Source organism: Paramicrobacterium fandaimingii (assembly GCF_011751745.2).
In the GTDB taxonomy this organism is placed as follows: domain Bacteria; phylum Actinomycetota; class Actinomycetes; order Actinomycetales; family Microbacteriaceae; genus Paramicrobacterium; species Paramicrobacterium fandaimingii.
This window is the reverse complement of the sequence record NZ_CP061170.1, coordinates 2,133,853-2,158,460: the sequence shown is the minus strand read 5'-3', so window position 1 is coordinate 2,158,460 and position 24,608 is coordinate 2,133,853. Positions and strand designations below refer to the sequence as shown.

The window sequence follows — 24,608 nt, the reverse complement described above, 5'->3', positions numbered from 1 at the left end:
CATGTCATCACCGAGTCTCACAGTTCCCGAGGTTCTCGACGCCGCTGAGGCGACACTCACGCGCTCGGGAATCCTCACGGCCGACGTCGACGCGGAGCTGCTTGTCGGCCATGTTCTTCGAATCGGCCGCGGAGAGGTTCAGGCTGCTCGCCTGACCGAGAGGCGGATGCTGGCGCGTGACGTTGAGCTACTGCAGGGCCTTGTGCGGCGCCGGGCAACCAGGGAGCCGCTGCAGCACATCACCGGCGTTGCGGGATTTCGCCGCCTCGAGCTGCGTGTCGGACCCGGTGTGTTTGTGCCCCGTCCGGAAACCGAGCAGGTGACGCAGATCGCGATTGATGCTCTGCTCGCCATCCCCGATCCGTCGCCGATCGCCGTCGACCTGGGCACGGGGAGCGGCGCAATTGCGCTGTCGATGGCCCTCGAAGTGCCATCGGCTCGCGTGTATGCCGTCGAGAATTCGGTTGACGCGTTTCTCTGGGCGTCGGAAAACGCGCGCAGGGTCGGCGCGCCCAATGCGAGGCTTGTCTTTGACGACCTCGGCGATGCCCTTCCCGAGCTGAATGGCACGGCATCCGTCGTCATCTCGAACCCGCCGTATGTTCCGAACGCAGCAATTCCAATTGACCCCGAAGTGCGCTTCTTTGACCCGACGGCGGCGCTCTACGGGGGAGAGGATGGGCTCGACGTCGTGCGGGTGCTTTCTGTCACGGCAGCACGTCTGCTGCACCCAGGCGGAACCCTCGTGATCGAGCACGGTGAGCAGCAGGGGGAGGCGATTCGCACGATTCTCGCGGCAGACGGCTGGCGGGCACCGGCGACGTTCCCCGACTTCACACTGCGCGATCGCGCGACGACGGCGATCAGGGCGTAGATCTCAGCGCTTCTTCGACGCCTTCTCTTTGAGCTTTGCCGCACGTTCGCGTGCCTTCGTGCGGGTCTCTGCTTCGCGGCGAATGCCTATGGTTTTGTTCTCCTCTCCCTTCCGTAGCTTTCCCGCGCGTTCGTGCCCGTCGAGACGATGCCGGCCTGGTTGCAATGGGTGGCCGAGAACCAGCCGATCACTCCTCTGATCGACGCAGTTCGGGCGCTGCTTGTCGGAGGCGACGTCGGTTTGAACGGTGTCGCTGGTCTGCTTTGGTGCCTCGGTATCCTCGCGATAGCGGCTGTCTGGAGCACGTGGATGTTTCGACGACGCGCCGTGAGGCCCTGACGGTGACGGGGATGAGGATGCCGGTGCGCGACGTGCGCGGCATTCTCACACTGGCGTCGCGATACAATCGCAGGCGATGTCGAACGTCTACGACTGCTCTGTCGATTCAGAGCTTCTCACCGGAATGCGGCTCGCGCGCACCACGCTTGGTCGCGGCGAGCTCGTCGTGCTCCCCACTGACACTGTCTACGGGATCGCCGCTGACGCATTCAACCCTGCAGCGGTTCAGCGCCTTCTCGACGCGAAGGGGCGCACACGACAGCAGCCGCCGCCCGTTCTCGTCTCGGGAACAGACACGCTGACGGCGCTCGCATCTGTCGTGCCCGAACTCGTGACCAGACTTGTCGAGGAGTTCTGGCCTGGAGGGCTCACGGTCATCCTTCCCGCTCAGCAGTCGCTTGTGTGGGATCTGGGCGAGACAGACGGCACTGTCGCCCTGCGAATGCCCGACAACGCGATCACACTTGAGCTCCTGCGCGAGAGCGGGCCGCTTGCAGTCTCCAGCGCGAACAAAACCGGGCTCCCTCCGGCAGAGTCGGCGGATGCTGCTCGTGAGATGCTCGGTGAGAGCGTCGAGGTATATCTGGATGCCGGTGACGGAAAGAGCATTCCGTCGACGATCGTGGACGCAACGGCGCTCACCATCGATGATGGTCAGGCGACAATTCTCCGCGAGGGCGTCATCTCGCGCGAACAGCTTCGTGAGGTCCTCGGCGACCGCCTTGCGAACGACTAGGACGGTTCATGCGTCAGTATGCGCTCATTGCCCTTGCGGCCATGATCATCACGTGGGTGCTCTCACTGGCGGTCTATAGGATCGCTCTGCGCTTCAAGCTGTATCCGCCCATCCGAGAGCGCGACATGCACTCGCGACCAACGCCGCGCCTCGGGGGAGTGGCGATGTTCTTCGGGGTGGCGGCCGCGATGCTGATCGCATCCTTCAACCCGTTCTTCGGGGTGATTTTCGATGAGCCGGGGCCGATCCTCGCGATCCTCGGGGCGACGCTTCTGATCGTCGTGCTCGGGATCGTCGATGATCTGATCGACCTCGACTGGATGATCAAGCTTGCAGGGCAGTTTCTCGCTGCCGGCCTGATCGCGTGGCTCGGCGTGCAGATCTACTCCCTTCCGATCGCGGGACGAACTGTCGGTTCGAGCTGGATGTCGTTCATCCTCACCGTGTTCACGATTGTGCTCGTCATGAACGCGGTCAACTTCATCGACGGTCTTGACGGACTGGTCGGCGGCGTTGCGCTCATCGCCAACGGCGTGTTCTTCGTCTACGGCTACCTGCTGGTTCGCACGGTGAGCCAATACAACTACTTCAACCTCTCGCTGCTCATCTCGGCTGTGCTGCTCGGCGTCTGTGCGGGTTTTTTGCCGCTGAATTGGCATCCGGCGAAGATGTTCATGGGAGATGCAGGCGCACTCCTTGTCGGGCTGCTGATGGCGACGTCGGCAATTTCGATCACCGGTCAGATTGACCCATCCGCGGTTGAGAACGGCGGTGACGGCGGTGTGCTCGGAGGGTCGCAGCTTGTCGGAGCATTCATCCCGCTGCTCCTGCCGATCACGATTCTCGTTGTGCCGCTCGTCGACTTCAGCCTCGCCGTGTTCCGGCGTCTGCGTGCGGGAAAGAGTCCGTTCAGCGCAGACCGCCTGCACCTGCACCACCGCCTCATCGACATGGGCCACTCCGAGCTGCACGCGGTGCTGATCTTCTATGCGTGGACTGTCGTCATCTCGGTGCCCTGTCTTTTTCTCTTTCTCTTCGACTCCTATTGGTACGCGTTGGTCTTCTTCCTCGCGGGCGTCGTTGCGTGCACGATCGCAACGTTTGCGCCGCTCGGGCGGCGCAAACGGCATGAAGTTGCAGCGCAGCTCACTCCCGAGCAAGAGACGAGCGTCGAGCAGCGAGGGCACGACCCGCTAGACCATGCCGTCGCCGACAATCACACTCACAAAGCAGATCCCGCTTCGGGCACCGAAGGGACATCATCATGACCTCCAATCCTGTTTTTCGCGCCAGCCTCATCTGGGGAGCGGCCGTCACCGCGATCATCGCGGTTGTCGGCGGCGTCGTCGGCATCTTCGTTGATGGATCGCGCGGGCTTATCAGCGCCCTGCTTGGGGCCGTTGTGGCGCTGGTCTTTCTGAGCGTCACCGCCGTCAGCATCCTGTTGGCCAATCGAAAGGCCGGCAGTGATCTCTTCGTTCCCATCTTTTTCGCGGGAGTCATGGGCGGATGGCTCGTGAAATTCGTTGTTTTCCTGGTTCTCGCTTGGGCTGTGAAGCAGCAAGATTGGGTGAATGACACCATCTTCTTCCTTGCGGTGATCGCCGGTGTGATCGGGTCGCTCGTCGTGGACGGCGTTGTCGTCGCGAAGGTGAGGGTGCCGTACGTGAGCGGCGATACATTGCCGGACGATGAAAGTCGTGATAAATAGGCACTTCTACGATTCGTAGAATGCCAGAAGGTTTGCTAAAGTAGACGGAGATTCTCCCTGCCGGGTGTGTGCCTACGGCTGCCGGGTATGGCGTCTTTCCCACCGATCGAACGTAGCGTGAGCCTTGCTCATTGCTCTGAAAATCCAGGAGATAGCGCTGATAGCGAACGCTGTGAACCTGCTCGTGCCGACCGCCGACGATGGTGGATTCCACTCTCCTTCGATCGCCGAGTTCTTCCCCGAAGTGCTGCTCTTCGCAGACACTCCTTTTGAGATCAACCGGATCATCCTGATCCGCTTTATTGCTGTTCTTGCCGTCGTGCTGCTGTTCTGGCTCGGCACGCGTCGCATGAAGGTCGTTCCGGGCCGTTTTCAGAGCCTGGTCGAGATGGGCCTCGACTTTGTTCGTGTGAGCATCGCAGAAGACCTTCTGGGCAAGGTCGATGCAAAGCGGTTCCTCCCGATTCTGTCGACGATGTTCTTCATGGTTCTCGCGATGAACCTGACGGGCATCATTCCGTTCTTGAATATCGCCGGTACCTCCGTCATCGGCGTGCCGCTTGTGCTCGCAATCGTCGCGTGGATCACGTTTGTGTACGCGGGCATCAAGAAGAGTCCTGCTGGGTTCTTCAAGAACGCGCTCTTCCCCGCGGGGGTGCCGTGGCCGGTCTACATCATCGTGACGCCGATCGAGTTCATCTCGACGTTTATCATCCGCCCCATCACGTTGACGCTCCGACTCATGATGAACATGATCGTCGGCCACCTGCTGCTCGTGCTGTTCTTTGCGGCGACGCAGTTCTTCATCATCTCGCTCAGCGGCTGGTTCACGGCGCTCGGAGTGTTCACGCTGGCCTTCGGCCTCGTGTTCACCCTGTTCGAAGTGCTTGTCGCTGTGCTTCAGGCCTACATCTTCGCAATTCTCACTGCGGTCTACATTCAGCTCGCGGTCGCTGAGGAGCACTAATCGGGCACGGCAACCGCCTGCTCACCATCACGGAAGGAAAACACGTGGACGCAACAACCGTTCTCGCTGCAATTGAAGGAAACATCGCAACGGTCGGTTACGGCCTCGCTGCCATCGGCCCGGCAATCGGCATCGGCATCGTCGTCGGCAAGACCATTGAGGGTGTCGCACGCCAGCCCGAGCTCGCAGGTCGACTCCAGGTGCTGATGTGGATTGGTATCGCCTTTACCGAGGCTCTCGCCTTCATCGGGATCGCGACCTTCTACATCTTCGTCTGATCCTCTTTCACCACTCGTAAGGAGGAATGATGCTGAACACATTTGTGACGGCGGCCGAGGACGGGGCAGCACATAACCCCATTCTCCCGGCGACGTACGACATCATCTGGTCGGCTGTGTGCTTCGTTATCGTTCTCGTCGTGTTCTGGAAGGTCGTCCTTCCCAAGCTCTACGTGATGCTTGACGAACGTGGCGCAGCGATCGAGGGCAACATCGCCAAGGCCGATGAGGCGCAGCGCAAGGCAGAGGCGGCACTCGAGGAATACACGGCTCAACTTGCCGACGCCCGCGCTGAAGCCGGTCGCATTCGCGAGGGTGCTCGGGAAGACGGCAAGAAGATCGTGACCGAGGCGAAGGACCAGGCAACCGAGGAAGCGACTCGCATCACGACGAGCGCTCACGCGCAGATCGAGGCCGAGCGTCAGTCGGCACTGGTTTCGCTGCGTAGCGAAGTCGGTTCGCTTGCACTCGGACTGGCCAGCAATGTCATTGGCGAGTCGCTGAACGACGACAAGAAGGCAACCGCGGTCGTGGATCGATTCCTCAAGGACCTTGAGGAATCCGAGAAGACAACAGCAGGGAACAAGTAATCCGCAATGGGTAGCGCAACAAGAGAAGCACTCGCTCAGTCGGTAGCGGCGCTGGGCGCCGTCGCCGATTCCGTCGACCTCTCGTCCGCGGCGTCTCTGCTCGACGCAGGCCACGTTCTTGGCGATTCTGCGCAGTTGCGCACGCTGATCGCGGACCCTGCCGAAAGCACCGAGACCAAGAAGCAGGTGCTCGGACGCGTCTTCAGCGGTCGCGTCGACGCCACGGTGGCGTCGCTTCTCGAGACTGTTGCCGGTGCCCGATGGTCATCTGCCGATGACCTGCTTGCGGCTGTCGAAGAACTCGGCATTCGTGCGGCGGCTGTTGGGTCGGGCGATGCGGCGATTGAGTCGGAGCTGTTTCAGTTCGGGCAAGTCGTGACGAGCAACGCGGAGCTTGAGTTGGCGCTGAGTTCGAAGCTCGGCGACCCAGCGCGCAAGGCGGATGTCGTCACGCGGCTGTTGAGCGGCAAGGCGTCAGAAGCCACAGTGATCATCGTGTCGCGTCTGCTCCAGCAGCCTCGCGGCCGTCGTATCGGAAAGCTCCTGCGCGATGCCGCATCGGTCGTTGCTGACCAGCGCGGCCGCATCGTGGCGACAGTCACGAGCGCTGGCACGCTCGACGATGCTCAGCTCGATCGGCTTCGGGAACGTCTGTCGTCGACATACGGCCGCGACGTGACGTTCAATCTCGTTGTCGACCCAACGCTCATTGGCGGAATGCGCATTCAAGCGGGTGACGATGTCATTGACGCGAGCCTTTCCTCGCGACTGAGCGACCTGAAACTCAAGCTCGCCGGATAGACCGGTTTCATACACTTATCGGGGAACATCCCCGGCACAGATAGGGAAGAAGATGGCAGAACTTACGATCAGCCCCGATGAAATCCGGGATGCTCTCAAGGACTTCGTCTCGGCATACGAGCCCGACAAGGCATCGAAGACTGAGGTTGGCTACGTCACCGATGCCGGTGACGGAATCGCGCACGTCGAGGGACTGCCTGGCGTGATGGCAAACGAGCTCATCCGCTTCGCGGACGGCACGCTCGGGCTCGCGCAGAACCTCGAAGAAGACCAGATTGGCGCGATCGTCCTCGGTGAATTCTCCGGGATCGTCGAGGGCATGGAAGTTACTCGAACGGGCGAGGTTCTCTCGGTTCCCGTTGGCGACGGCTACCTTGGTCGCGTTGTCGACCCGCTCGGCAATGCCATTGATGGCCTCGGTGAAATTGCAACCGAGGGGCGTCGCGAACTTGAGCTTCAGGCTCCTGGCGTGATGCAGCGTAAGAGCGTGCACGAGCCGCTTCAGACCGGTGTCAAGGCGATCGACGCCATGATTCCCGTCGGCCGCGGCCAGCGCCAGCTGATCATCGGCGACCGCCAGACCGGCAAGACCGCTCTTGCGATCGACACGATCATCAACCAGAAGGACAACTGGGAGTCGGGCGACCCCGACAAGCAGGTTCGCTGCATCTACGTCGCCGTCGGTCAGAAGGGCTCGACGATCGCATCGGTCAAGGGCGCGCTGGAAGAGGCTGGCGCACTCGAGTACACGACGATCGTTGCCTCACCGGCATCCGACCCCGCTGGCTTCAAGTACCTTGCCCCCTACACGGGTTCGGCAATCGGCCAGCACTGGATGTACGGCGGCAAGCACGTGCTCATCATCTTCGATGACCTGTCAAAGCAGGCAGAAGCCTACCGTGCAGTTTCGCTGCTTCTGCGCCGCCCGCCGGGCCGCGAAGCATACCCCGGTGACGTCTTCTACCTGCACTCTCGCCTCCTCGAGCGCTGTGCAAAGCTCTCGGATGAGCTCGGTGCCGGCTCGATGACGGGTCTTCCGATCATCGAGACCAAGGCGAACGACGTGTCGGCATACATTCCGACAAACGTGATCTCCATCACAGACGGGCAGATCTTCCTTCAGTCCGACCTATTCAACGCAAACCAGCGCCCGGCCGTCGACGTCGGAATCTCGGTGTCGCGTGTGGGTGGCGACGCTCAGGTCAAGAGCATCAAGACGGTTTCGGGAACACTGAAGCTTGAGCTTGCGCAGTACCGTTCGCTGCAGGCTTTCGCCATGTTCGCCTCCGACCTCGATGCGGCCAGCCGCCGTCAGCTTGAGCGTGGCGCACGCCTCACCGAGCTGCTCAAGCAGCCGCAGTATTCGCCGTACCCGGTCGAAGAGCAGGTCGTGTCGATCTGGGCAGGCACGAAGGGCAAGCTCGACACGGTTCCCGTCGAAGACGTGCTGCGCTTCGAGCGTGAGCTCCTTGACTATGTTCGCCGCAACACGAACGTGCTCGACCAGCTGCGCGAGACCAACAAACTCACAGACGAGGTCGTTGAGAGCCTCGAGTCGTCTGTTGACACGTTCCTCTCGGAGTTCCAGACAGGTGAGGGCGAGTCGCTCTCGAGCGAGGTTGTCGAGGAGCTCCCCGAAGAAGACGTCAACCAAGAGAAGATCGTCAAGGGACGTCGATAATCTATGGGCGCACAGCTTCGGGTCTACACGCAGAAAATCAAGTCTGCGCAGACCACTAAGAAGATCACCAAGGCGATGGAGCTCATCGCCGCGTCCCGCATTGCCAAGGCGCAAGCGCGGGTCGCGGCCTCTGGCCCCTACTCCCGGGCGATCACACGGGCTGTGTCGGCGGTCGCCACCTACTCGAACGTCGACCACGTGCTGACGACGGAGCCTGAGAAGGTCACGCGCGCGGCGGTCATCGTGCTGACGAGCGACCGTGGCCTTGCTGGTCCATTCAACTCGCAGGTGCTCAGGGAGGCGAGCGAGCTCACTGAGCTTCTGCGCAGCCAGGGCAAAGAGGTCGTGCACTACCTGTTCGGCCGCAAGGCCGTCGGCTACTTTCAATTTCGGAAGTTCCCGATTGCAGGGCAGTGGATCGCCAACGCCGAAGCGCCCGAGTTCGTTTCAGCGCAAGAGATCTCGAAGACCGTTCTCACGGCATTCGAGACGGATGCTGAATCGGGCGGCGTCGACGAGATTCACGTTGTCTACAACCGCTTCGTCAGCATGATGACGCAGACCCCTGAGGTTGTGCGCCTGCTGCCGCTCGAGGTTGTGGAAGGGGTTGAAGAACCCGAGAGCACCGAAGTGCTTCCGCTGTACGAGTTCGAACCGGACGCCGAAAGCGTTCTCGACTCGCTTCTGCCCGTCTACATCGAGAGCCGCATCTTCAATGCAATGCTGCAGTCTGCTGCCGCGAAGCACGCGGCGACGCAGAAGGCGATGAAGTCGGCGAGCGACAACGCAGACAAGCTGATCACGGACTACACTCGCCTGCGCAACAACGCGCGTCAGGCGGAGATCACCCAGCAGATCTCAGAGATCGTCGGCGGCGCCGACGCTCTATCTGGGTCATAAGAGCTTCGACCACGAAGAGAGAAGAAAGAGCTATGACAGACACTGCCACCGCTCCGGAGCAGGCGGAAGAGTCGGCCGGTGCAATCGGCCGCGTCTCCCGCGTGACCGGTCCTGTCGTGGACATCGAGTTCCCGCACGACTCGATCCCCGGCATCTACAACGCGCTGACCACCGAGATCACTATCGGCGGCACAACGCACAAAATCACGCTTGAGGTTGCACTGCACCTTGGTGATGACGTCATTCGCGCAATCGCGCTCAAGCCGACGGATGGCATCGTTCGCGGCCAAGAGGTCATCGATACCGGTGCACCGATCTCCGTGCCCGTTGGTGACGTCACCAAGGGTCGCGTTTTCGACGTGACCGGCAACGTGCTCAACGCCGAGCCGGGCGAGAAGATCGAGATCACCGAGCGTTGGCCTATCCACCGCAAGGCACCGAACTTCGACCAGCTTGAGTCAAAGACTCAGATGTTCGAGACCGGCATCAAGGTGATCGACCTTCTGACCCCGTATGTTCAGGGTGGAAAGATCGGCCTCTTCGGCGGCGCCGGCGTGGGCAAGACAGTTCTGATCCAGGAGATGATCCAGCGTGTTGCGCAGGATCACGGTGGTGTGTCGGTGTTCGCCGGTGTCGGTGAGCGTACCCGTGAGGGCAACGACTTGATCATGGAGATGGACGAAGCCGGCGTGTTCGACAAGACGGCTCTTGTCTTCGGTCAGATGGACGAGCCGCCAGGCACACGTCTGCGTGTTGCGCTCTCTGCGCTGACCATGGCCGAGTACTTCCGCGATGTTCAGAAGCAGGACGTGTTGCTCTTCATCGACAACATCTTCCGCTTCACGCAGGCAGGTTCCGAGGTCTCGACGCTTCTCGGCCGCATGCCATCTGCTGTGGGCTACCAGCCGAACCTCGCTGACGAGATGGGTGTGCTCCAGGAGCGCATCACCTCGACGCGCGGCCACTCGATCACCTCACTGCAGGCGATCTACGTTCCGGCCGATGACTACACCGACCCCGCGCCGGCAACGACCTTCGCGCACCTCGACGCAACGACCGAGCTCTCTCGTGAAATTGCATCGCAGGGCCTTTACCCGGCCGTTGACCCTCTCACCTCGTCGAGCCGTATTCTCGACCCCCGGTACCTGGGCGACGACCACTACCGTGTGGCCACGACGGTGAAGCAGATTCTGCAGAAGAACAAGGAACTTCAGGAGATCATCGCCATCCTCGGTGTCGACGAACTCTCCGAAGAAGACAAGATCACCGTTGAGCGCGCACGCCGCATTCAGCAGTTCCTCTCACAGAACACCTACATGGCGAAGAAGTTCACGGGTGTCGACGGGTCAACAGTCCCGCTCAAGAACACCATCGAGTCGTTCGACGCCATCAGCAAGGGCGAATTCGACCACGTTGCCGTTCAGGCGTTCTACAACGTCGGTGACATCACCGACGTTGAAGAGCAGTGGGCGCGCATTCAGAAGGAGAACGGCTGATCATGGCGAGTCGTTCGCTGCAGGTCAGCGTCGTCGCGGCCGACCACGAAGTGTGGTCGGGCGCAGCCTCGCAGATCATCGCAAAGACCGTCGAGGGCGAGATCGGGATCCTTGCCGGTCACGAGCCGATGCTCGCGATCCTCGCCACAGGCGAGGTGCGCGTGACCACGACAACCGGTGAGAAAGTCACGGCGAAGGCCGATGACGGTTTTCTCTCTGTCGAGAACGACACAGTCACCGTTGTCGCGGGCAACGCGACGCTGGTCAAATAGCTCTCCGCATCTCTCTTCATTCGAACGCCCCGTGCTGATCCTGCTCCCTCCGTCTGAGACGAAGAGAGCAGGTGGCACGGGGCTTTCGCTGTCTGCACAGGCGCTTCGGTTCCCCGAGTTGGCTGCGCATCGCTCTGCGCTGCTCGACGCTCTGACCGAATTGGCGAAGACTCCCGAGGCGATGGTCTCGGCACTCAAGCTGGGGCCGAAGCAGCGCGGTGAGGTCGACATCAACGGGCGGCTGCTCGATGCTCCCACCATGCCCGCCCTCGACCGGTATACGGGCGTGCTCTTCGAAGCACTCGACAGCGAGACTCTCACTCCGTCTCAACGGGCGTTCGCCGATAGGCACGTTGTCATTCACTCGGCCCTTTTTGGGCTCGTTCATGCGCTGGATCCAATTCCGGCATACCGGCTCTCACAGTCCAGTCGCATTCCCGGTCTGTCCCTGAAGAAGCATTGGCGAGACTCCCTGCGCGCGCTCCTTGCCGAGCGAAACGACCTGATCATCGACATGCGGTCTGAGGGATACGCCGAGTTAGGGGCCGCGCCCGATCGTGTGGGCTCGTACTACGTGCGTGTGCTCACAACAGGTTCTGATGGCAGACGTCGTGCGCTCAACCACTTCAACAAGAAGGCAAAAGGGGAGTTCGCTCGCGCAGTGATCTGCGCGGAACGGGACTTCACGGACCTTGACGCCCTTGTCGAGTGGGCCGCTGCCTCCGGATGGAGACTTGAGCGGACAGAGGACGAGATCGCCCTGATCGTGTAGGCGGACTGGAGACTGATCGTCACCGGTTAGCTCGCGTCGGCGCTTTCGTGCTCAATGAGCCATTTCTTGATGGCGACGCCAGCGCTGCCCGTGTACCCCGTCAGCTTGCCTGTCGCCGACACAACCCGGTGACTGGGAATCAGCAGCGGCACAGGTGTGCACGCGACAGCGCGCCCGATCGCTCGCCCGCCGCGTGTGCCGACCGCGTTGCTGCCGAGAGTCGCGTAGCTGACGACTGACCCGTAAGGGACGAGGGCAAGGCCGTCCCAAACCGCACGCTGGAACGGCGTGCCATTCGCCGTGAAGGGAACGGTGAATTCCTGCCGTGAACCATCAAAGTATTCGCAGAGCTGCGTTGCGGCCTCGTCAAGCACATCGTTCGTGCGACGGGGCAGGTCGTCATGGGGGAGGCTGCCGTTGTCTTCAATGGTGAGACACGTGACGGTCTGGCCCTCACTGAGGAGTTCCAGTCGCCCGATCGGGGTCGAAACGACGGCAAGATACTCGGGAATGTCGAATGGTGGATCAATCATGACGGCAGGCTATTCATCGCGGCAGCGTCATCAGTCGACGAGGGAGCAAGCTGTGGATATCCGCCCCGACACGCAGCCTGTGGGCGAGGATAAGCTGATGATATGGCTGAAATGATCTACAGACCGCTTGGGCACTCTGGATTGATGGTGTCGGCAACGGGGCTCGGGTGCAACAACTTCGGCCGTGCAGGCACGGCGACAGAGACGCAGGAGGGAACGGACGCCGTGATCGATGCTGCGCTCGACGCCGGCGTGACCTTCTTCGACACGGCAGACATGTATGGAAAAGAGCCGGGGCTCAGTGAGACGCTCATGGGCACCTCGCTTCGCGGCAGGCGAGAGAACGTCGTGCTCGCAACAAAGTTCGGGCATTCGAATGCCGACGTGGGACTTCCATCGTGGGGTGCAAAAGGGTCACGCCGATACGTTCGGCTTGCGGTCGAGGCCTCGCTTCGACGGCTGCAGACCGACTGGATCGACCTCTACCAGCTCCACACGCCCGATCCGATTACCCCGATCGCCGAGACTCTCGGCGCACTTGACGAGTTGATTTCCGAGGGAAAGGTTCGCTACATCGGGCATTCGAACCTCGCGTCATGGCAGGTCATCGAAGCCGACCTTCGCGCGGAACTGAACGGGAACACGAAATTCATCTCGTCACAAAACGAATACAACCTCGCCTCCCGGGAGGCTGAGCGCGAGCTCCTGCCCGCTGTGCGGCGGGCGGGGCTCGGATTCTTGCCGTTCTTTCCCCTCAGCAACGGCCTGTTCACCGGCAAGTTCAGCCGCTCAGGCGGTCCGGAGAACTTACGCATCATGCGCCAACGTCGTCACGTGATCGAGAACGCACCGTGGGAGGCCATGGATCGGTACGAGGCGTTCTGTTCGGAGCGTGGGATCAGCATGCTGCAGGCGACTTTTGGGTGGTTGCTTGCGCAGCCACAGCTGACGAGCGTGATTGCCGGAGCGACAACGCCGGAGCAGATGAGACAGAACGCGGATGCTGCGACCAGCTGGTGCGCGTCGGCGGAGGAGGTTGAGAGAATTTCAGCGATCTTCTCGTGATCCCGATTGCGGAGTGAGCGCTCACTCCGATAGTGTTCTCTGGTGAGCGGAACCACGAAACGCGCGAGTCCAATGGCGCCGGAGCAGCGACGAGAATCAATCCTCGATGCCGTTATCCCGCTGATCTTCGAGCATGGTCCCTCGGTGACCTCCAAGCAGATCGCTGAGGCGGCCTGCGTCGGCGAGGGGACCCTTTTTCGCGCCTTCGATGACAAGGAGAGCATCGTCAGCGCGGCAATCGAGAAATACTTCGACCCCGACGGATTCCGCAATCGGCTTGCCCACATCAGTCGCGAACTGCCGCTGGAGCGTAAGCTGCTCGAGATCGTCCGCACGCTTCGTGAGCGGTTCTCTGGAGTGGTCAGGCTCGCGGGTCTCGTCGGCGACCCGCGCAGCAGCCACCAGAGGGAACACCGTCATGTCTACGCCGAGATCATCGCCGAAGTTCTTGCCCCCGATGCGGAGCGCCTCAACGTTCCGCCAGAGCGCATCGCCCACCTCGTGAGAATGATGGCATTCGCTGCAGCGATTCCGGCATTCAACACCGGAAATGAGTTCACAGATGACGAGCTCACCCAGCTGATGCTGTATGGCGTTGTCGGGCAGCATCCGGAGGTTCAATCGTGAAGGGAAACATGCTCGTTCGGCTGCTCAAGCAATACCTCAGGCCGCACACTCCGCTGCTCATCGGTGTCGTCGTCTTTCAATTCGCCCAGGCCGTCGCGTCGCTCTACCTGCCAACGCTCAACGCCGACATCATCGATGAAGGCGTCGCGAAGGGCGACACCGGGTACATCATCCGTGTCGGCATCCTGATGCTCGGCATCTCGCTAGGCCAGGTCGTCTGCTCGATCGTCGCCGTGTACTTCGGCGCGAAGGCGGCAATGGCACTCGGCCGAGATGTGCGCACCGCGGTCTTCGACAAAGTGTCGGCGTTCTCTGAGCGCGAGGTGGCCGAGGTCGGCGCTCCATCGCTCATCACGCGGACGACGAACGATGTGCAGCAAGTTCAGATGCTCGTGCTGATGAGCTGCACGCTTATGGTCATGGCGCCGATTCTCGCGATCGGCGGGGTGGTCATGGCCCTCCAGCAAGACGTTCAGCTGTCGTGGCTGATGGCTGTGTCGATTCCCGTGCTCTTGATTTTCGTCAGTTTCATCATCTCGCGGATGGTTCCGCTCTTCCGTGCGATGCAGCGGCGCATCGACGCCGTCAACCAAGTGCTCAGAGAGCAGCTCACCGGCATCCGTGTGATCAGGGCGTTCGTCCGTGAACGTACCGAGCGCGAGCGGTTCAACGTCGCGAACGTCAACGTCACTGACACGACGCTCCGCGCCGGCCGGTACATGGCGATGATGTTCCCCGTCGTCATGCTCGTGCTCAACGTGTCGAGCGTCGCTGTCATCTGGTTCGGCGCGTTTCGCGTGCAAGACGGCGACATTCAGGTGGGCACCGTCATGGCCTTTCTGCAGTACCTCATGCAGATTCTCATGGCCGTCATGATGTCGACATTCATGTTCATGATGCTTCCCCGTGCCACGGTCTGCGCCGAGCGGATCGGTGAGGTGCTGCACACAGCCCCAAGCGTCGAATTTCCGGATGCCGGCGAGACGCACATGCCGCAGCGGGGCACGGTCGAGGTGCGCAACGTGACGTTCTGCTACCCCGGGGCAGAGAAGCCCGTGCTCGACGACATCTCGTTCACGGTTGAACCCGGCACGACAACGGCGATCATCGGGTCGACAGGCGCGGGCAAGACGACGTTCGTCGGGTTGCTTCCGCGGCTTTTCGACGCAACGGAAGGCAGCGTGCAGGTCGGCGGGGTCGACGTGAGGCACCTTGACCCCGATGCCCTGTGGGCTGCGATCGGGCTTGTCCCTCAGAAGCCCTACCTGTTCAGCGGCACCGTTGCGTCGAACCTGCGATACGGCAAACCCGACGCGAGCGACGAGGAGCTGTGGCAGGCACTCACGACGGCTCAGGCTCGCGATTTTGTGTCGTCGCTGAGCGAGGGCCTCGACGCGCCCATCGCTCAGGGAGGCACAAACGTGTCGGGAGGGCAGCGTCAGCGGCTCGCCATCGCGCGTGCTCTCGTGAAGCGCCCGAGCATCCTCGTTTTCGACGACTCCTTCTCTGCCTTAGACGTCTCAACCGACGCACGACTGCGGCGCGCGCTTCGCCGTGACGCGGGCGCAGCGACACAGATTGTCGTGGCTCAGCGTGTGTCCACGATCACGGGCGCCGACCAGATCATCGTGCTCGACGCGGGTCGGGTCGTTGGGATCGGAACGCATGACTCGCTTCTCGAGACGAACGACACATACCGGGAGATCGTGGAATCGCAGCTCACAGCGGAGGACGCAGCATGAGCGAAAAGCAGGCGAAGGGCCCAGGCCTTGCCCCCGGGCAGAAGGCGATGAATTTCGTCCCGAGTGCCAAGCGGCTTCTCGGGCGACTAAAGCCAGAGCGAGTGCGCATTGCGTGGGTGATCGTGCTGACAATCGTCAGCGTCGGCCTCAACGTTCTCGGACCGAAGATTCTCGGCAACGCGACAACGCTCGTGTTCGAAGGCAGCATCTCGCTTCAGATTCCCGAGGGGGTAAGCAAGCAGCAGGTGATCGAGGGCCTGCGGCAGAGCGGCCAGAATCAGCAGGCCGACATGATGTCGAATATGGCGCTGACGCCGGGGCAGGGAATCGACGTGGACGCTCTTGTGAGAACGCTTCTGCTCGCACTTGCTGTCTACGTGCTTTCGTTCGGCTTTGCACTCATCCAAGCGCTGATTCTCAACGGCGTCGTACAGCGAACCGTCTATCGCATGCGGCAAGACGTCGAGTCGAAGATTCACGCACTTCCGCTCAGCTATTTTGACAATGTGCCGCGCGGCGAGCTTCTCAGCCGCGTGACAAACGACATCGACAACATCTCGCAGAGCCTTCAGCAGACGATGAGCCAGATTCTCACGAGCCTGCTCACGGTGATTGGCGTCGTCACGATGATGGTCATCATCTCGCCCCTGCTCGCACTCGTCGCGCTCATCATGGTTCCGGTCAGCGTCGTCGTCACCGCGCAGATTGCCAAACGCTCCCAGAAGCGCTTCATCGCCCAGTGGAAGTCAACGGGGGAACTCAACGCTCAGATCGAAGAGAGCTACACGGGCCACGCACTTGTGAAGGTCTTCGGTCGGCAACGGGAAGTGTCGCATCGGTTCAGGGAGAAGAACCACGAGCTGTATGAGGCGAGCTTCGGCGCCCAGTTCATCTCGGGAATCATCATGCCTGCGATGACATTCATCGGCAACCTGATCTACGTCGTCATCGCCGTCGTCGGCGGTCTCATGGTTTCGGGTGGAACGTTGGCTCTTGGCGACATCCAGGCATTCATCCAATACTCACGGCAGTTCACTCAGCCGCTCGCTCAGCTCGGTTCCATGGCGAATCTGCTGCAGTCCGGCGTGGCATCTGCCGAGCGCGTGTTTGAGCTTCTCGACGCCGATGAGCAGTCTCTGGATCCCGAACAGCCGAGCACACCAGCCTCGGCTGAGGGGCGTCTTGAGTTTGATGACGTGTCGTTCAGCTACGCGCCGGAGCGGCCGCTCATCGATAACCTCTCGCTTGTCGCCGATCCGGGAAGCACGATTGCGATCGTCGGTCCGACGGGCGCGGGAAAGACGACGCTTGTCAACCTGATCATGCGGTTCTATGAGCCGACGTCGGGACGCATTCTTCTTGACGGCGTTGACATCGCGACAATGACGAGAGATGGCCTCAGATCCCGAACGGGAATGGTGCTTCAAGACACCTGGCTGTTCGAGGGAACGATCCGAGACAACATCGCCTACGGTCGCCAAGGCGCCACAGAGGACGAGATCATGGATGCTGCACGGGCAGCGTATGTCGATCGGTTCGTGCACGCGCTCCCCGATGGCTACGACACGCTCCTCGGTGACGAGGCAGACAATGTGAGCGCGGGGGAAAAGCAGCTCCTCACCATCGCGCGTGCGTTCATCGCGAAGCCAGACATCCTCATCCTCGATGAGGCGACGAGCTCTGTCGACACACGCACAGAGGTTCTCGTTCAGGAGGCGATGGCCGCGCTTCGAGCAGATCGCACGAGCTTCGTCATCGCACACAGGCTGTCGACGATTCGTGATGCCGACGTCATTGTGGTGATGAGAGACGGCCACATCGTCGAGAGCGGTGATCACGAGCAGCTCCTCGCGGCCGATGGCGCCTATGCAGAGCTGTATCGTTCCCAGTTTGAAGCGCCGCTCGACGAGGACGTCGGCGGAGACTCGCTTGCCGTGGACCTGGCTGGCAACGCTCGTCCACAGACCTGACGGCCTGCGAGGTTATCCCCAGTCGCTCCCGAGCGGGTAGCGACGCCGTTTCCTGCAGACGACACTTGTCGCCATGGTCACAACATCGCGCGTCAGCCTCTCGGCGCCTCACGAGCTTCTGTCATATGTGCCTGCTCTCGTTGGCATGCGTCCGATCGACTCCGTTGTCCTTGTCGCTTTTCGAGATCAGAGCACGTGCGGGGCGATGCGCCTTGACCGCGGAGCGTTAACCGCCCCGGAGTCTGAAGACGAGGCAATCGAGGCAGCGCTCGATGCCGTGACGCGCATTCCGCGCATCACCGGTGTGATTCCCGTCATCTACACGACGCATACCTTTGCAGACGCGGGAGGGATTCCACACGAGCGTTTCGCTGCAGCCCTCGCTCCGCGTATTGAGAAGCGTGGGCTCGAGGTGATCGACATGCTCTGCGTTGCCGCCGATGCCTGGGGTGGCTACCTCGATGACTCGTGCCGAGGTCACGATCTTTCGCTGATCGCTGACCCAGAAGACCTGCCCGACGGGAGCATTCTCGACACTGACGCCGAGCTGCGGCTCCCCGATGTCGACGCTGACGACCGCGAGGTCTTCGCCAAGGCACGCACGGCCCTCGCTCGCGTGCCGGTTGACGCGGTCGAAGAGAACGCTGGGTCAGGCAGTGCAGACAATGCGTTTCCGGCGGACGGCTCCGAATTTGCCTCGGCAATGGCCTCCTACGTCGCCGATGGGGCTGACGTGCTCGATGCCGAGCTTGCATTCATCGCTGAACTGCTCGACGAGCCCGTTCTACGCGATGTTCTCGCATACAGCTGGGCATGGGGGCCAGAGTCGGGCACGCACCTGTGGAATCGCGTCGTCGCACCGGAGATCTTCGCGACGGAGAGCATCGACGATCCCTGGATGTACGCGTTCGCCGGGCGCATCGAGGTCCGGCCCGATGCCGAGCACTTGCGCACGGCGATCACTCTTTTGAAGCGCATGTGCGCCCTGCAGCATCCGGATGATCGGGCACCGGGCCTGACGCTGATCAGCTGGTGCTACTGGGCATTGGGTCTCAGCTCGTTCTCTGCAGAATGGCAGCGCGAGGCCATCGCAACCGACGGCACGTACGGGCTCGCCATCATCATGCGCATGATTCTTGACTCAGGCACGAACCCTGACTGGGCGTTTTACGACCCGGACGAACTGTCGGCGGAGTCATCGGAGCCGGTCGCGGGAGATCCAACTCGCTGACTCACCGTGGCACGGACACCGGGCCCGAACCGGTACTATGGCACGCTAGGGCGTTGTATCGCGAGCGTCTGAAGACGACCGAAGGGCGACACGTGTCAGAAGCCACCACGTTCACGGATTCTCATGCCGTGACAGTGCGTGGGGAGAACCTTCTCCTTCGCTGGGGCGCCGTAACCCACGTCGGGCGCAAACGGGAAGTGAATCAAGACTCCGTCATAGGGGAATTTCCGCTTTTTGCCGTCGCTGACGGAATGGGCGGCTACGCGGCTGGGGAGCTGGCAAGCGGTGCCGTCGTCAAACACCTCTCGGCATTTGCCCTCTCCGAATCCGGCATCACCCACGACGGCATCGAGGCCTCACTCCGCGATGCGATCGTCGAGCTTGCCGATGAAGACGACATTGACGTTGGCACGGGAACAACGGTGACCGGCATCGCATTCACCTCGACAGATGCCGAACCGTTCTGGACGGTCTTCAACATCGGTGACTCTCGGGTATACGTCGAAAGTGACGGAGAGCTCGCGCAGGTCACGACAGACCACTCTGTTGTACAGGAGCTCATTGCGATCGGGGCGATCTCGCCAGACGAGGCAGAAAATCATCCGCAGGGAAATGTGATCACCCGCGCGGTCGGGTTCACAGACGACCCGGTGCCCGACTACCTGAATGTGCCGATTGAAAAGAACACCCGATGGGTCATCTGCTCAGATGGACTCACGAAGGAACTCACTGACTACGGCATCCTCCATTTTCTCGAGCGTGCTCCGGAAGCCATTGACGCCGCAAACCTGATGGTGGAGGCCGCGGTCGAGAACGGAGGCCGAGACAACGTGACCGTGCTGGTTCTCGACGTCGTCGGCGAGGAATCCTCCGAAGACGAGACGGACTGACCGCAGACGATTCTTCGTCCACAGGGCGCGATTTTCCACCGTTCTCATCAGATTCGCGACGCCGCTGACTCCACGTGTGCTGTCCGTGGTGATGTGGAGGCATGACACAGCACGCACAGATTCGGGTTCCTGCGCCGCCCGGTGAGCAGACGCGCGCCCCGTTTCCCGTGATGGCGAGCATTGCCCCCGTGATTGCGGCCGTCGCCATCTGGGCAATCACGCGTTCGCCGTATGTTCTGATGTTCGCGATACTCGGGCCGGTGATTGCGATCGCCGGCATGATGGACAGTCGGATGACAGGGCGCCGAACCAAGCGGCGCCAAACGCACGAGTATCACAGGGCAATCGACGAGCTCACGGAGCAGCTGGGCGACCGACACGCTGTCGAACGCGAGAAGCGGCTCACACAGACCCCGAGCGCCCGCGAAGTGCTCGATGACGGCGGGCGGATGATGCGCTGGCGTTCGCCGGACCACCGACGCCGAGCCGTCGTACTCGGGCTGGGAGACCTTCCGAGTACGCTCTCGCTGACGGGAGCCACCGAGGCGCCGGAGAATGAGGAGCTGTGCCGCAAAGCGGCGGTCATCAGCGATGCACCATGCACTGTCGACGCATCACGGGGCATCGCCGTACTCGGGCCGCCCATCCTCGCCCGGGCGGTATGCCGCGGCTACCTGCTGCAACTGTGCAATGCGGCTGATCCTCGATCGATGAGCATCGTCTCTCTGCCCGAGACCGGTTGGGACTGGGCGAGACAGCTTCCCCATTCCACGCGGGCAGGAGAGGCGGCGCTGACCGTGCGCGTTGTCGAGGACCCGACGCTGGCTGTCCCCGATGCTGACGTCACTCTTGCCGTCTCCGATGCCATTGAGACGGTTCCATCCAGCTGCGCTGAGCTCGTCAGCTGCGAGTCTGCAGTCACCGCCGATTGGCAGGGAGCAGATGACCCGGCAGACGCACGCGAACTGACGACGTACCCCGTGACGACCGTCGCCGCCGAAGCGTATGCCCGCAGACTCGCCGCCCTCGCCGCAGACACCGGCATCATGTCTGCGTTCGGAGCACCGCCCGACGTTGTCGACTGGAGCGAGCTGTCGCACAGCGATTCTGGCGTCGGCACACGGGCCGCCCTCGGGCGCGACTCCCGAGGGGACGTCGTCGTCGATCTTGTCGAACACGGTCCGCACGCTGTCATCGGCGGGACGACAGGGAGCGGAAAGAGCGAGCTTCTCTCGACGTGGGCGTTGAGCCTTGCCGCGCGCAATACACCGAGTGAGCTCGCCCTGCTGCTCGTCGATTTCAAAGGCGGAGCGACGTTTGGTCCGCTGCAGACGCTCCCGCACGTCGTCGGCGTGATCACCGACCTCGACCCGCAGGGCGCCACTCGTGCGTTGGAAAGTCTCAAAGCCGAAGTGACGTATCGCGAGCGCACCCTGAGAGAGCAGGGCGAGCACGATTCTGCGAATGTCACGGGTTTGGGACGGCTTGTCATCATCGTCGACGAATTTGCGGCGATGCTCGACGGATTTCCCGAACTCCATGCGCTCTTCGTCGATATTGCGGCACGTGGACGTTCACTTGGCATGCACCTCGTGCTCTGCACGCAGCGTCCAACGGGCGTTGTCAAAGACTCGCTCCTCGCAAACTGCACACTCCGCGTGAGCCTCCGAGTCAACAACCGCTCAGACAGTTCTGCCGTTGTCGGCGTCGATTCCGCAGCATCGCTGCCTGTCGACCCACCAGGACGAAGCATCGTTGTCGTTCCCGACAGCGAACCGATGACTGTGCAGATCGCGCGGGTTCGGCCAGAAGACATTGACGTCGTTGCGCGTGCTCACGCGGGCGAGCGGATGCCTCGTCGGCCCTGGCTCGACCCGCTGCCCACCGTCATCGAGCTGAGCTCGCTTCCGCGCTCGGCCGATGCGTTCGTTCTGGGAATGGCCGACATCCCCCGTGAGCAGCGGCAGGACGTTGCTCAGTGGAGTCCAAGTGCGCAGGGCAGTCTTCTCGTACTCGGAGCCGCTCGCGCGGGAAAGAGCACGTTTGCGCGATGCCTTGAAGAGCAGGCGGGAGAACGCTGGCACGTCAGTGTGCTCCCGGATGACCTGGAGCGTGCGTTTGACGAGCTCGAACGCCTCGCTGCGCAATCAGAGCAGCCGGGGCAGGAAGCCGCGAGACGCGGAACTGTTCTTGTGATCGACGATCTCGATGCGATGCTTGGGCGCCTCGGCGACGATGACGCTGACCACACGATCTCGCTGCTGTCACGTGTGCTGCGCACCGGTCCGCGTGCGGGCGTCTGGGCTGTGGCGACAGCTCAGCGGCTTGGCCGAGGTATGAACAGCCTCGGCGCGCTGTTCGATTCGACGATCATGATGAGAATGGCCTCACGACAGGAGCATATTCTGGCCGGTGGCGACAGCTCGACGTTTTCTGACAACCGCCCAGCGGGCAGTGCCGTATGGAACGGCACCACGCTTCAGCTCGCCTCCGTCGAGCTCGCGCTGCGTCCCCACGACGGGCTGAACGCTGCGCTTCTCGAGGTTGCTGCAACCGAGACCGTGCTCGTGTGCACGGCTCGGCCACAGCAGACTGCCGCGCGCCTGCGTCAACGACACCCTGACGCAACCGTCACAATGTTGGCCGTCGGAACATCTGCGGCGCGGCACGACGAATCGGCACGTCAGGTGATTCTGGTGGGTGATGCCGACGCCTGGCAGACAAACTGGTCGCTTTTGGCGACATTGCGAGCAACGTCGACTCTCGTTGTGGAATCGTGCTCGCCAAGCGAATACCGGGCGATCACGCGCTCTCGAGCACGACCGCCGTACCTGCACGTTCAGCCCGGGCGTGCGTGGCGCATTGCGAATGACGGTGTCATCACACGCTGCCAGCTGTGATCACGTCAGCAGAGTCTCCACCGGGGTGAGGTGGAGTCCATGCGCCTCGGCAACGCCCTGATTGGCAATCGCGCCGCCGTGAACGTTCAAGCCCTTGGCGAGCGCCGCATCACGCATGGCTGCGGCCTTCCAGCCATGCGTCGCCACGGAGCGGATGTAGGGAAGCGTCGCGTTCGTCAGCGCGTATGTCGAGGTGTGCGGAACCGCCCCCGGCATGTTCGCCACGCAATAGAACACCGATCCGTGCACGGGGAACGTCGGCTCGGCGTGAGTTGTCGGATGGCTGTCTTCGAAGCATCCGCCCTGGTCGATGGCAATGTCCACGAGCACGCTTCCCTTCCGCATCCGTGCGACCAGGTCGTTTGTCACGAGTTTGGGCGCGCGGGCGCCAGGCACAAGAACCGAGCCGATCACGAGGTCAGCCCCGATCACGGATCGTTCGATCTCGACGGCATTCGACGCGACTGTTTCGATTCGTCCCCCGTATAGCGCGTCAATGTCGCGCAACCGGGACAGATTCGTGTCGAGCACCGTGACACGGGCACCGAGTCCCAGCGCAACGTGCGCCGCGTTGGTTCCAGCGACTCCTCCGCCGATCACGGTGATGTTGGCTGGGTGCGTTCCCGGTACGCCCGGAACGAGGAGCCCGGGGCCTCCGGCTGGCTTGAGCAGAGTGTTGGCGCCGACAATCGCCGAGAGGCGGCCGGCTACCTCGCTCATCGGTGCGAGGAGAGGCAGCGACCGGTCGGGCAACTCGACGGTTTCGTAGGCAAGCGCCGTCATTCCCGAATCGAGAAGCGCTGTCGTCAGCTGCTTGTCCGCGGCAAGGTGCAGGTAGGTGAAGAGCAGAAGGTCGCTGCGAAAATGCCGATACTCGCTCTCGATCGGCTCCTTCACCTTGAGTACAAGGTCTGCGGCGCCCCACACCTCGTCAGCATCGGGTGCGATCGTCACCCCAACATCCGAATAGGCGGCGTCGGGGATCGATGATCCCTCACCCGCTCCAGACTGCACAATTACCTCGTGGCCAGCGGCGATCAGATCGTGAGCGCCCGCCGGAGTGATGGCCACCCGATACTCGTTGTTCTTGATTTCTGTCGGTACAGCAATCCTCATGGTGCTCCTCATCGTGCACGGTGAACGGGCATGTTTCGCCCGTCGTCCAGCCTATGGCGATGAACGGCCACTCCGGGCGCGGCGGAGGAGCGCCTGGGTCAGAGCGTCGGCGAGACCTCGATGTGCCCGACAACCGCTTCTCCGCCGAGAACCGAGAGGTCTAGGTCGGGAATCACCGCGTCAACGTCGCTGCGAGAGAGGGAACCCGCGCGAACAAGCAACTCGAGAGCCACAATCATTGCGGCTCGCCCGCTGCCGTCGAGCATCTTCAGCGCAGCTGTCGTGCCGTCTCTCGCAGCCATGACCATGACGCCTTCGGCCCCGAGCTTGGCGAACACGCCAAGGCGTTCGATCACAATCGTGTTCGGGGTGCCCGGGCCTTGGATCGCCCACGGGTCCTCGAGAACCGCTTCGGCGAGCACGCCCGCGTTGCGGTAGATGGCGAAGGGTGACGAGGGCGAGGACGTGCGCACACGCGCGATTCCTCGAGCCAGTCCGACGAGCGACACAGCGAAGACCGGCGCACCGCATCCGTCGGTAGCGGTGGCAGCGGGCTTCTCTCCGGTGAAGCGCTCGACGGTATCGAGTACGGCACGCTGCATCGGATGCTCCGGATGAAGGTATCCCTCGGTGTCCCACCCGTTCGCCGCGCAGGCAAGCAGCATCGCCGCATGCTTTCCCGAGCAATTCATCGCAATGCGCTGCGGCCCGACACCCTGCTGGATCATGGTGTTTCGGGTCGATTCGTCTTGGGGAAGCGCCGGAGGGCACTGCAGCGCGTCTTCCGTGAGTCCCGCTGTCGCCAGCATCGCACGCACCGTCGACATGTGCTTCATCGTTCCCGTGTGGCTCGCTGTCGCGAGCACAGCCTGCGCACCGCGCAGCTGAACTCCGGCATTCAAAACGGCGATCGCCTGAAACGGCTTGAGGGAGGAACGGGGAAAGATCGGCTTGTCCGGCGCCCCGATGCTGCGCTGAATATCTCCATGCTGGTCAAGCACGACAGCGGATCCGACATGACGGGATTCGACGAATCCCGATCGGGTGAGGATCGCGAGTTCTCGAGCCTCTTCTGCCGTGAATGTGCCGAGCTGTGCCATGAAACCTCCGTCAGTGT

23 protein-coding genes are annotated in these 24,608 nt (G+C 62.1%); 20 read left to right on the top strand and 3 right to left on the bottom strand.

What is annotated here, in order from left to right; genetic code table 11:
* Position 1 precedes the first annotated feature (1 nt).
* From prmC to HCR84_RS10385, 13 genes are all read left to right on the top strand, one after another.
* Positions 2 to 874, top strand: coding sequence for a peptide chain release factor N(5)-glutamine methyltransferase (gene prmC, locus HCR84_RS10445; RefSeq protein WP_166981277.1), 873 nt, complete (start codon positions 2 to 4; stop codon positions 872 to 874).
* A 415-nt stretch (positions 875 to 1,289) separates the two neighbouring features.
* Complete coding sequence (locus HCR84_RS10440; RefSeq protein WP_166981282.1) at positions 1,290 to 1,949, top strand: L-threonylcarbamoyladenylate synthase; 660 nt, start codon at positions 1,290 to 1,292, stop codon at positions 1,947 to 1,949.
* Positions 1,950 to 1,957: 8 nt separating this feature from the next.
* Positions 1,958 to 3,217, top strand: a complete 1,260-nt coding sequence (locus HCR84_RS10435) for an MraY family glycosyltransferase (RefSeq protein ID WP_166981285.1) — start codon at positions 1,958 to 1,960, stop codon at positions 3,215 to 3,217.
* Entirely contained in the window at positions 3,214 to 3,660 is a 447-nt protein-coding gene (locus HCR84_RS10430; protein ID WP_166981288.1) for a Cg1360 family ATP-synthase-associated protein, read from the top strand. The genes HCR84_RS10435 and HCR84_RS10430 overlap by 4 nt, the downstream gene beginning before the upstream one ends.
* A gap of 172 nt (positions 3,661 to 3,832) precedes the next feature.
* Positions 3,833 to 4,627 carry a F0F1 ATP synthase subunit A gene (atpB, locus tag HCR84_RS10425; RefSeq protein WP_166981291.1) on the top strand — a complete coding sequence of 265 codons (795 nt, stop codon included), beginning with the start codon at positions 3,833 to 3,835 and terminating at the stop codon, positions 4,625 to 4,627.
* 44 nt (positions 4,628 to 4,671) lie between these two features.
* On the top strand, positions 4,672 to 4,905 hold the full coding sequence (gene atpE, locus HCR84_RS10420; RefSeq protein ID WP_098407340.1) for an ATP synthase F0 subunit C: 234 nt from the start codon (positions 4,672 to 4,674) through the stop codon (positions 4,903 to 4,905).
* 29 nt (positions 4,906 to 4,934) lie between these two features.
* Complete coding sequence (locus HCR84_RS10415) at positions 4,935 to 5,495, top strand: F0F1 ATP synthase subunit B (RefSeq protein ID WP_166982050.1); 561 nt, start codon at positions 4,935 to 4,937, stop codon at positions 5,493 to 5,495.
* A gap of 6 nt (positions 5,496 to 5,501) precedes the next feature.
* Positions 5,502 to 6,296: a F0F1 ATP synthase subunit delta gene (locus HCR84_RS10410; RefSeq protein ID WP_166981294.1), complete on the top strand. Its 795-nt coding sequence runs from the start codon at positions 5,502 to 5,504 to the stop codon at positions 6,294 to 6,296.
* Positions 6,297 to 6,348: 52 nt separating this feature from the next.
* On the top strand, positions 6,349 to 7,977 hold the full coding sequence (atpA, locus tag HCR84_RS10405; protein ID WP_166981297.1) for a F0F1 ATP synthase subunit alpha: 1,629 nt from the start codon (positions 6,349 to 6,351) through the stop codon (positions 7,975 to 7,977).
* Between the two features lie 3 nt (positions 7,978 to 7,980).
* Positions 7,981 to 8,877, top strand: coding sequence for a F0F1 ATP synthase subunit gamma (locus HCR84_RS10400; protein WP_166981299.1), 897 nt, complete (start codon positions 7,981 to 7,983; stop codon positions 8,875 to 8,877).
* Positions 8,878 to 8,909: 32 nt separating this feature from the next.
* Positions 8,910 to 10,373, top strand: coding sequence for a F0F1 ATP synthase subunit beta (gene atpD / locus HCR84_RS10395; protein WP_166981302.1), 1,464 nt, complete (start codon positions 8,910 to 8,912; stop codon positions 10,371 to 10,373).
* 2 nt (positions 10,374 to 10,375) lie between these two features.
* Positions 10,376 to 10,645, top strand: a complete 270-nt coding sequence (locus HCR84_RS10390) for a F0F1 ATP synthase subunit epsilon (RefSeq protein ID WP_166981305.1) — start codon at positions 10,376 to 10,378, stop codon at positions 10,643 to 10,645.
* A gap of 31 nt (positions 10,646 to 10,676) precedes the next feature.
* Positions 10,677 to 11,417: a YaaA family protein gene (locus tag HCR84_RS10385; RefSeq protein ID WP_166981307.1), complete on the top strand. Its 741-nt coding sequence runs from the start codon at positions 10,677 to 10,679 to the stop codon at positions 11,415 to 11,417.
* A 26-nt stretch (positions 11,418 to 11,443) separates the two neighbouring features.
* Here HCR84_RS10385 and HCR84_RS10380 read toward each other — a convergent pair whose 3' ends face one another.
* Positions 11,444 to 11,950 carry a methylated-DNA--[protein]-cysteine S-methyltransferase gene (locus HCR84_RS10380; RefSeq protein WP_166981310.1) on the bottom strand — a complete coding sequence of 169 codons (507 nt, stop codon included), beginning with the start codon at positions 11,948 to 11,950 and terminating at the stop codon, positions 11,444 to 11,446.
* 102 nt (positions 11,951 to 12,052) lie between these two features.
* Here HCR84_RS10380 and HCR84_RS10375 point away from each other — a divergent pair, with 102 nt between their 5' ends.
* The 7 genes from HCR84_RS10375 to HCR84_RS10345 all read left to right on the top strand — a co-directional run bounded on the left by HCR84_RS10375 (position 12,053) and on the right by HCR84_RS10345 (position 22,375).
* The gene (locus tag HCR84_RS10375) at positions 12,053 to 13,015 is read left to right on the top strand and encodes an aldo/keto reductase (RefSeq protein ID WP_166981313.1); all 963 of its coding nucleotides are present in this window, start codon (positions 12,053 to 12,055) and stop codon (positions 13,013 to 13,015) included.
* 42 nt (positions 13,016 to 13,057) lie between these two features.
* Positions 13,058 to 13,642, top strand: coding sequence for a TetR/AcrR family transcriptional regulator (locus tag HCR84_RS10370; protein ID WP_235940645.1), 585 nt, complete (start codon positions 13,058 to 13,060; stop codon positions 13,640 to 13,642).
* Between the two features lie 8 nt (positions 13,643 to 13,650).
* Positions 13,651 to 15,384, top strand: coding sequence for an ABC transporter ATP-binding protein (locus HCR84_RS10365; protein WP_166982056.1), 1,734 nt, complete (start codon positions 13,651 to 13,653; stop codon positions 15,382 to 15,384).
* On the top strand, positions 15,381 to 17,354 hold the full coding sequence (locus tag HCR84_RS10360) for an ABC transporter ATP-binding protein (RefSeq protein WP_166981316.1): 1,974 nt from the start codon (positions 15,381 to 15,383) through the stop codon (positions 17,352 to 17,354). The genes HCR84_RS10365 and HCR84_RS10360 overlap by 4 nt, the downstream gene beginning before the upstream one ends.
* A 73-nt stretch (positions 17,355 to 17,427) precedes the next feature.
* Positions 17,428 to 18,585: a DUF4192 family protein gene (locus HCR84_RS10355; protein WP_166981319.1), complete on the top strand. Its 1,158-nt coding sequence runs from the start codon at positions 17,428 to 17,430 to the stop codon at positions 18,583 to 18,585.
* A gap of 92 nt (positions 18,586 to 18,677) precedes the next feature.
* Positions 18,678 to 19,475: a PP2C family protein-serine/threonine phosphatase gene (locus HCR84_RS10350; RefSeq protein ID WP_244972461.1), complete on the top strand. Its 798-nt coding sequence runs from the start codon at positions 18,678 to 18,680 to the stop codon at positions 19,473 to 19,475.
* Between the two features lie 101 nt (positions 19,476 to 19,576).
* A complete protein-coding gene (locus HCR84_RS10345; RefSeq protein ID WP_166981322.1) occupies positions 19,577 to 22,375 on the top strand; it encodes an FtsK/SpoIIIE domain-containing protein in 2,799 nt (932 codons plus the stop codon).
* Here HCR84_RS10345 and ald read toward each other — a convergent pair whose 3' ends face one another.
* On the bottom strand, positions 22,376 to 23,491 hold the full coding sequence (ald, locus tag HCR84_RS10340) for an alanine dehydrogenase (protein WP_166981324.1): 1,116 nt from the start codon (positions 23,489 to 23,491) through the stop codon (positions 22,376 to 22,378).
* A gap of 98 nt (positions 23,492 to 23,589) precedes the next feature.
* A complete protein-coding gene (locus HCR84_RS10335; RefSeq protein WP_166981327.1) occupies positions 23,590 to 24,591 on the bottom strand; it encodes an asparaginase in 1,002 nt (333 codons plus the stop codon).
* Positions 24,592 to 24,608: the final 17 nt, after the last annotated feature.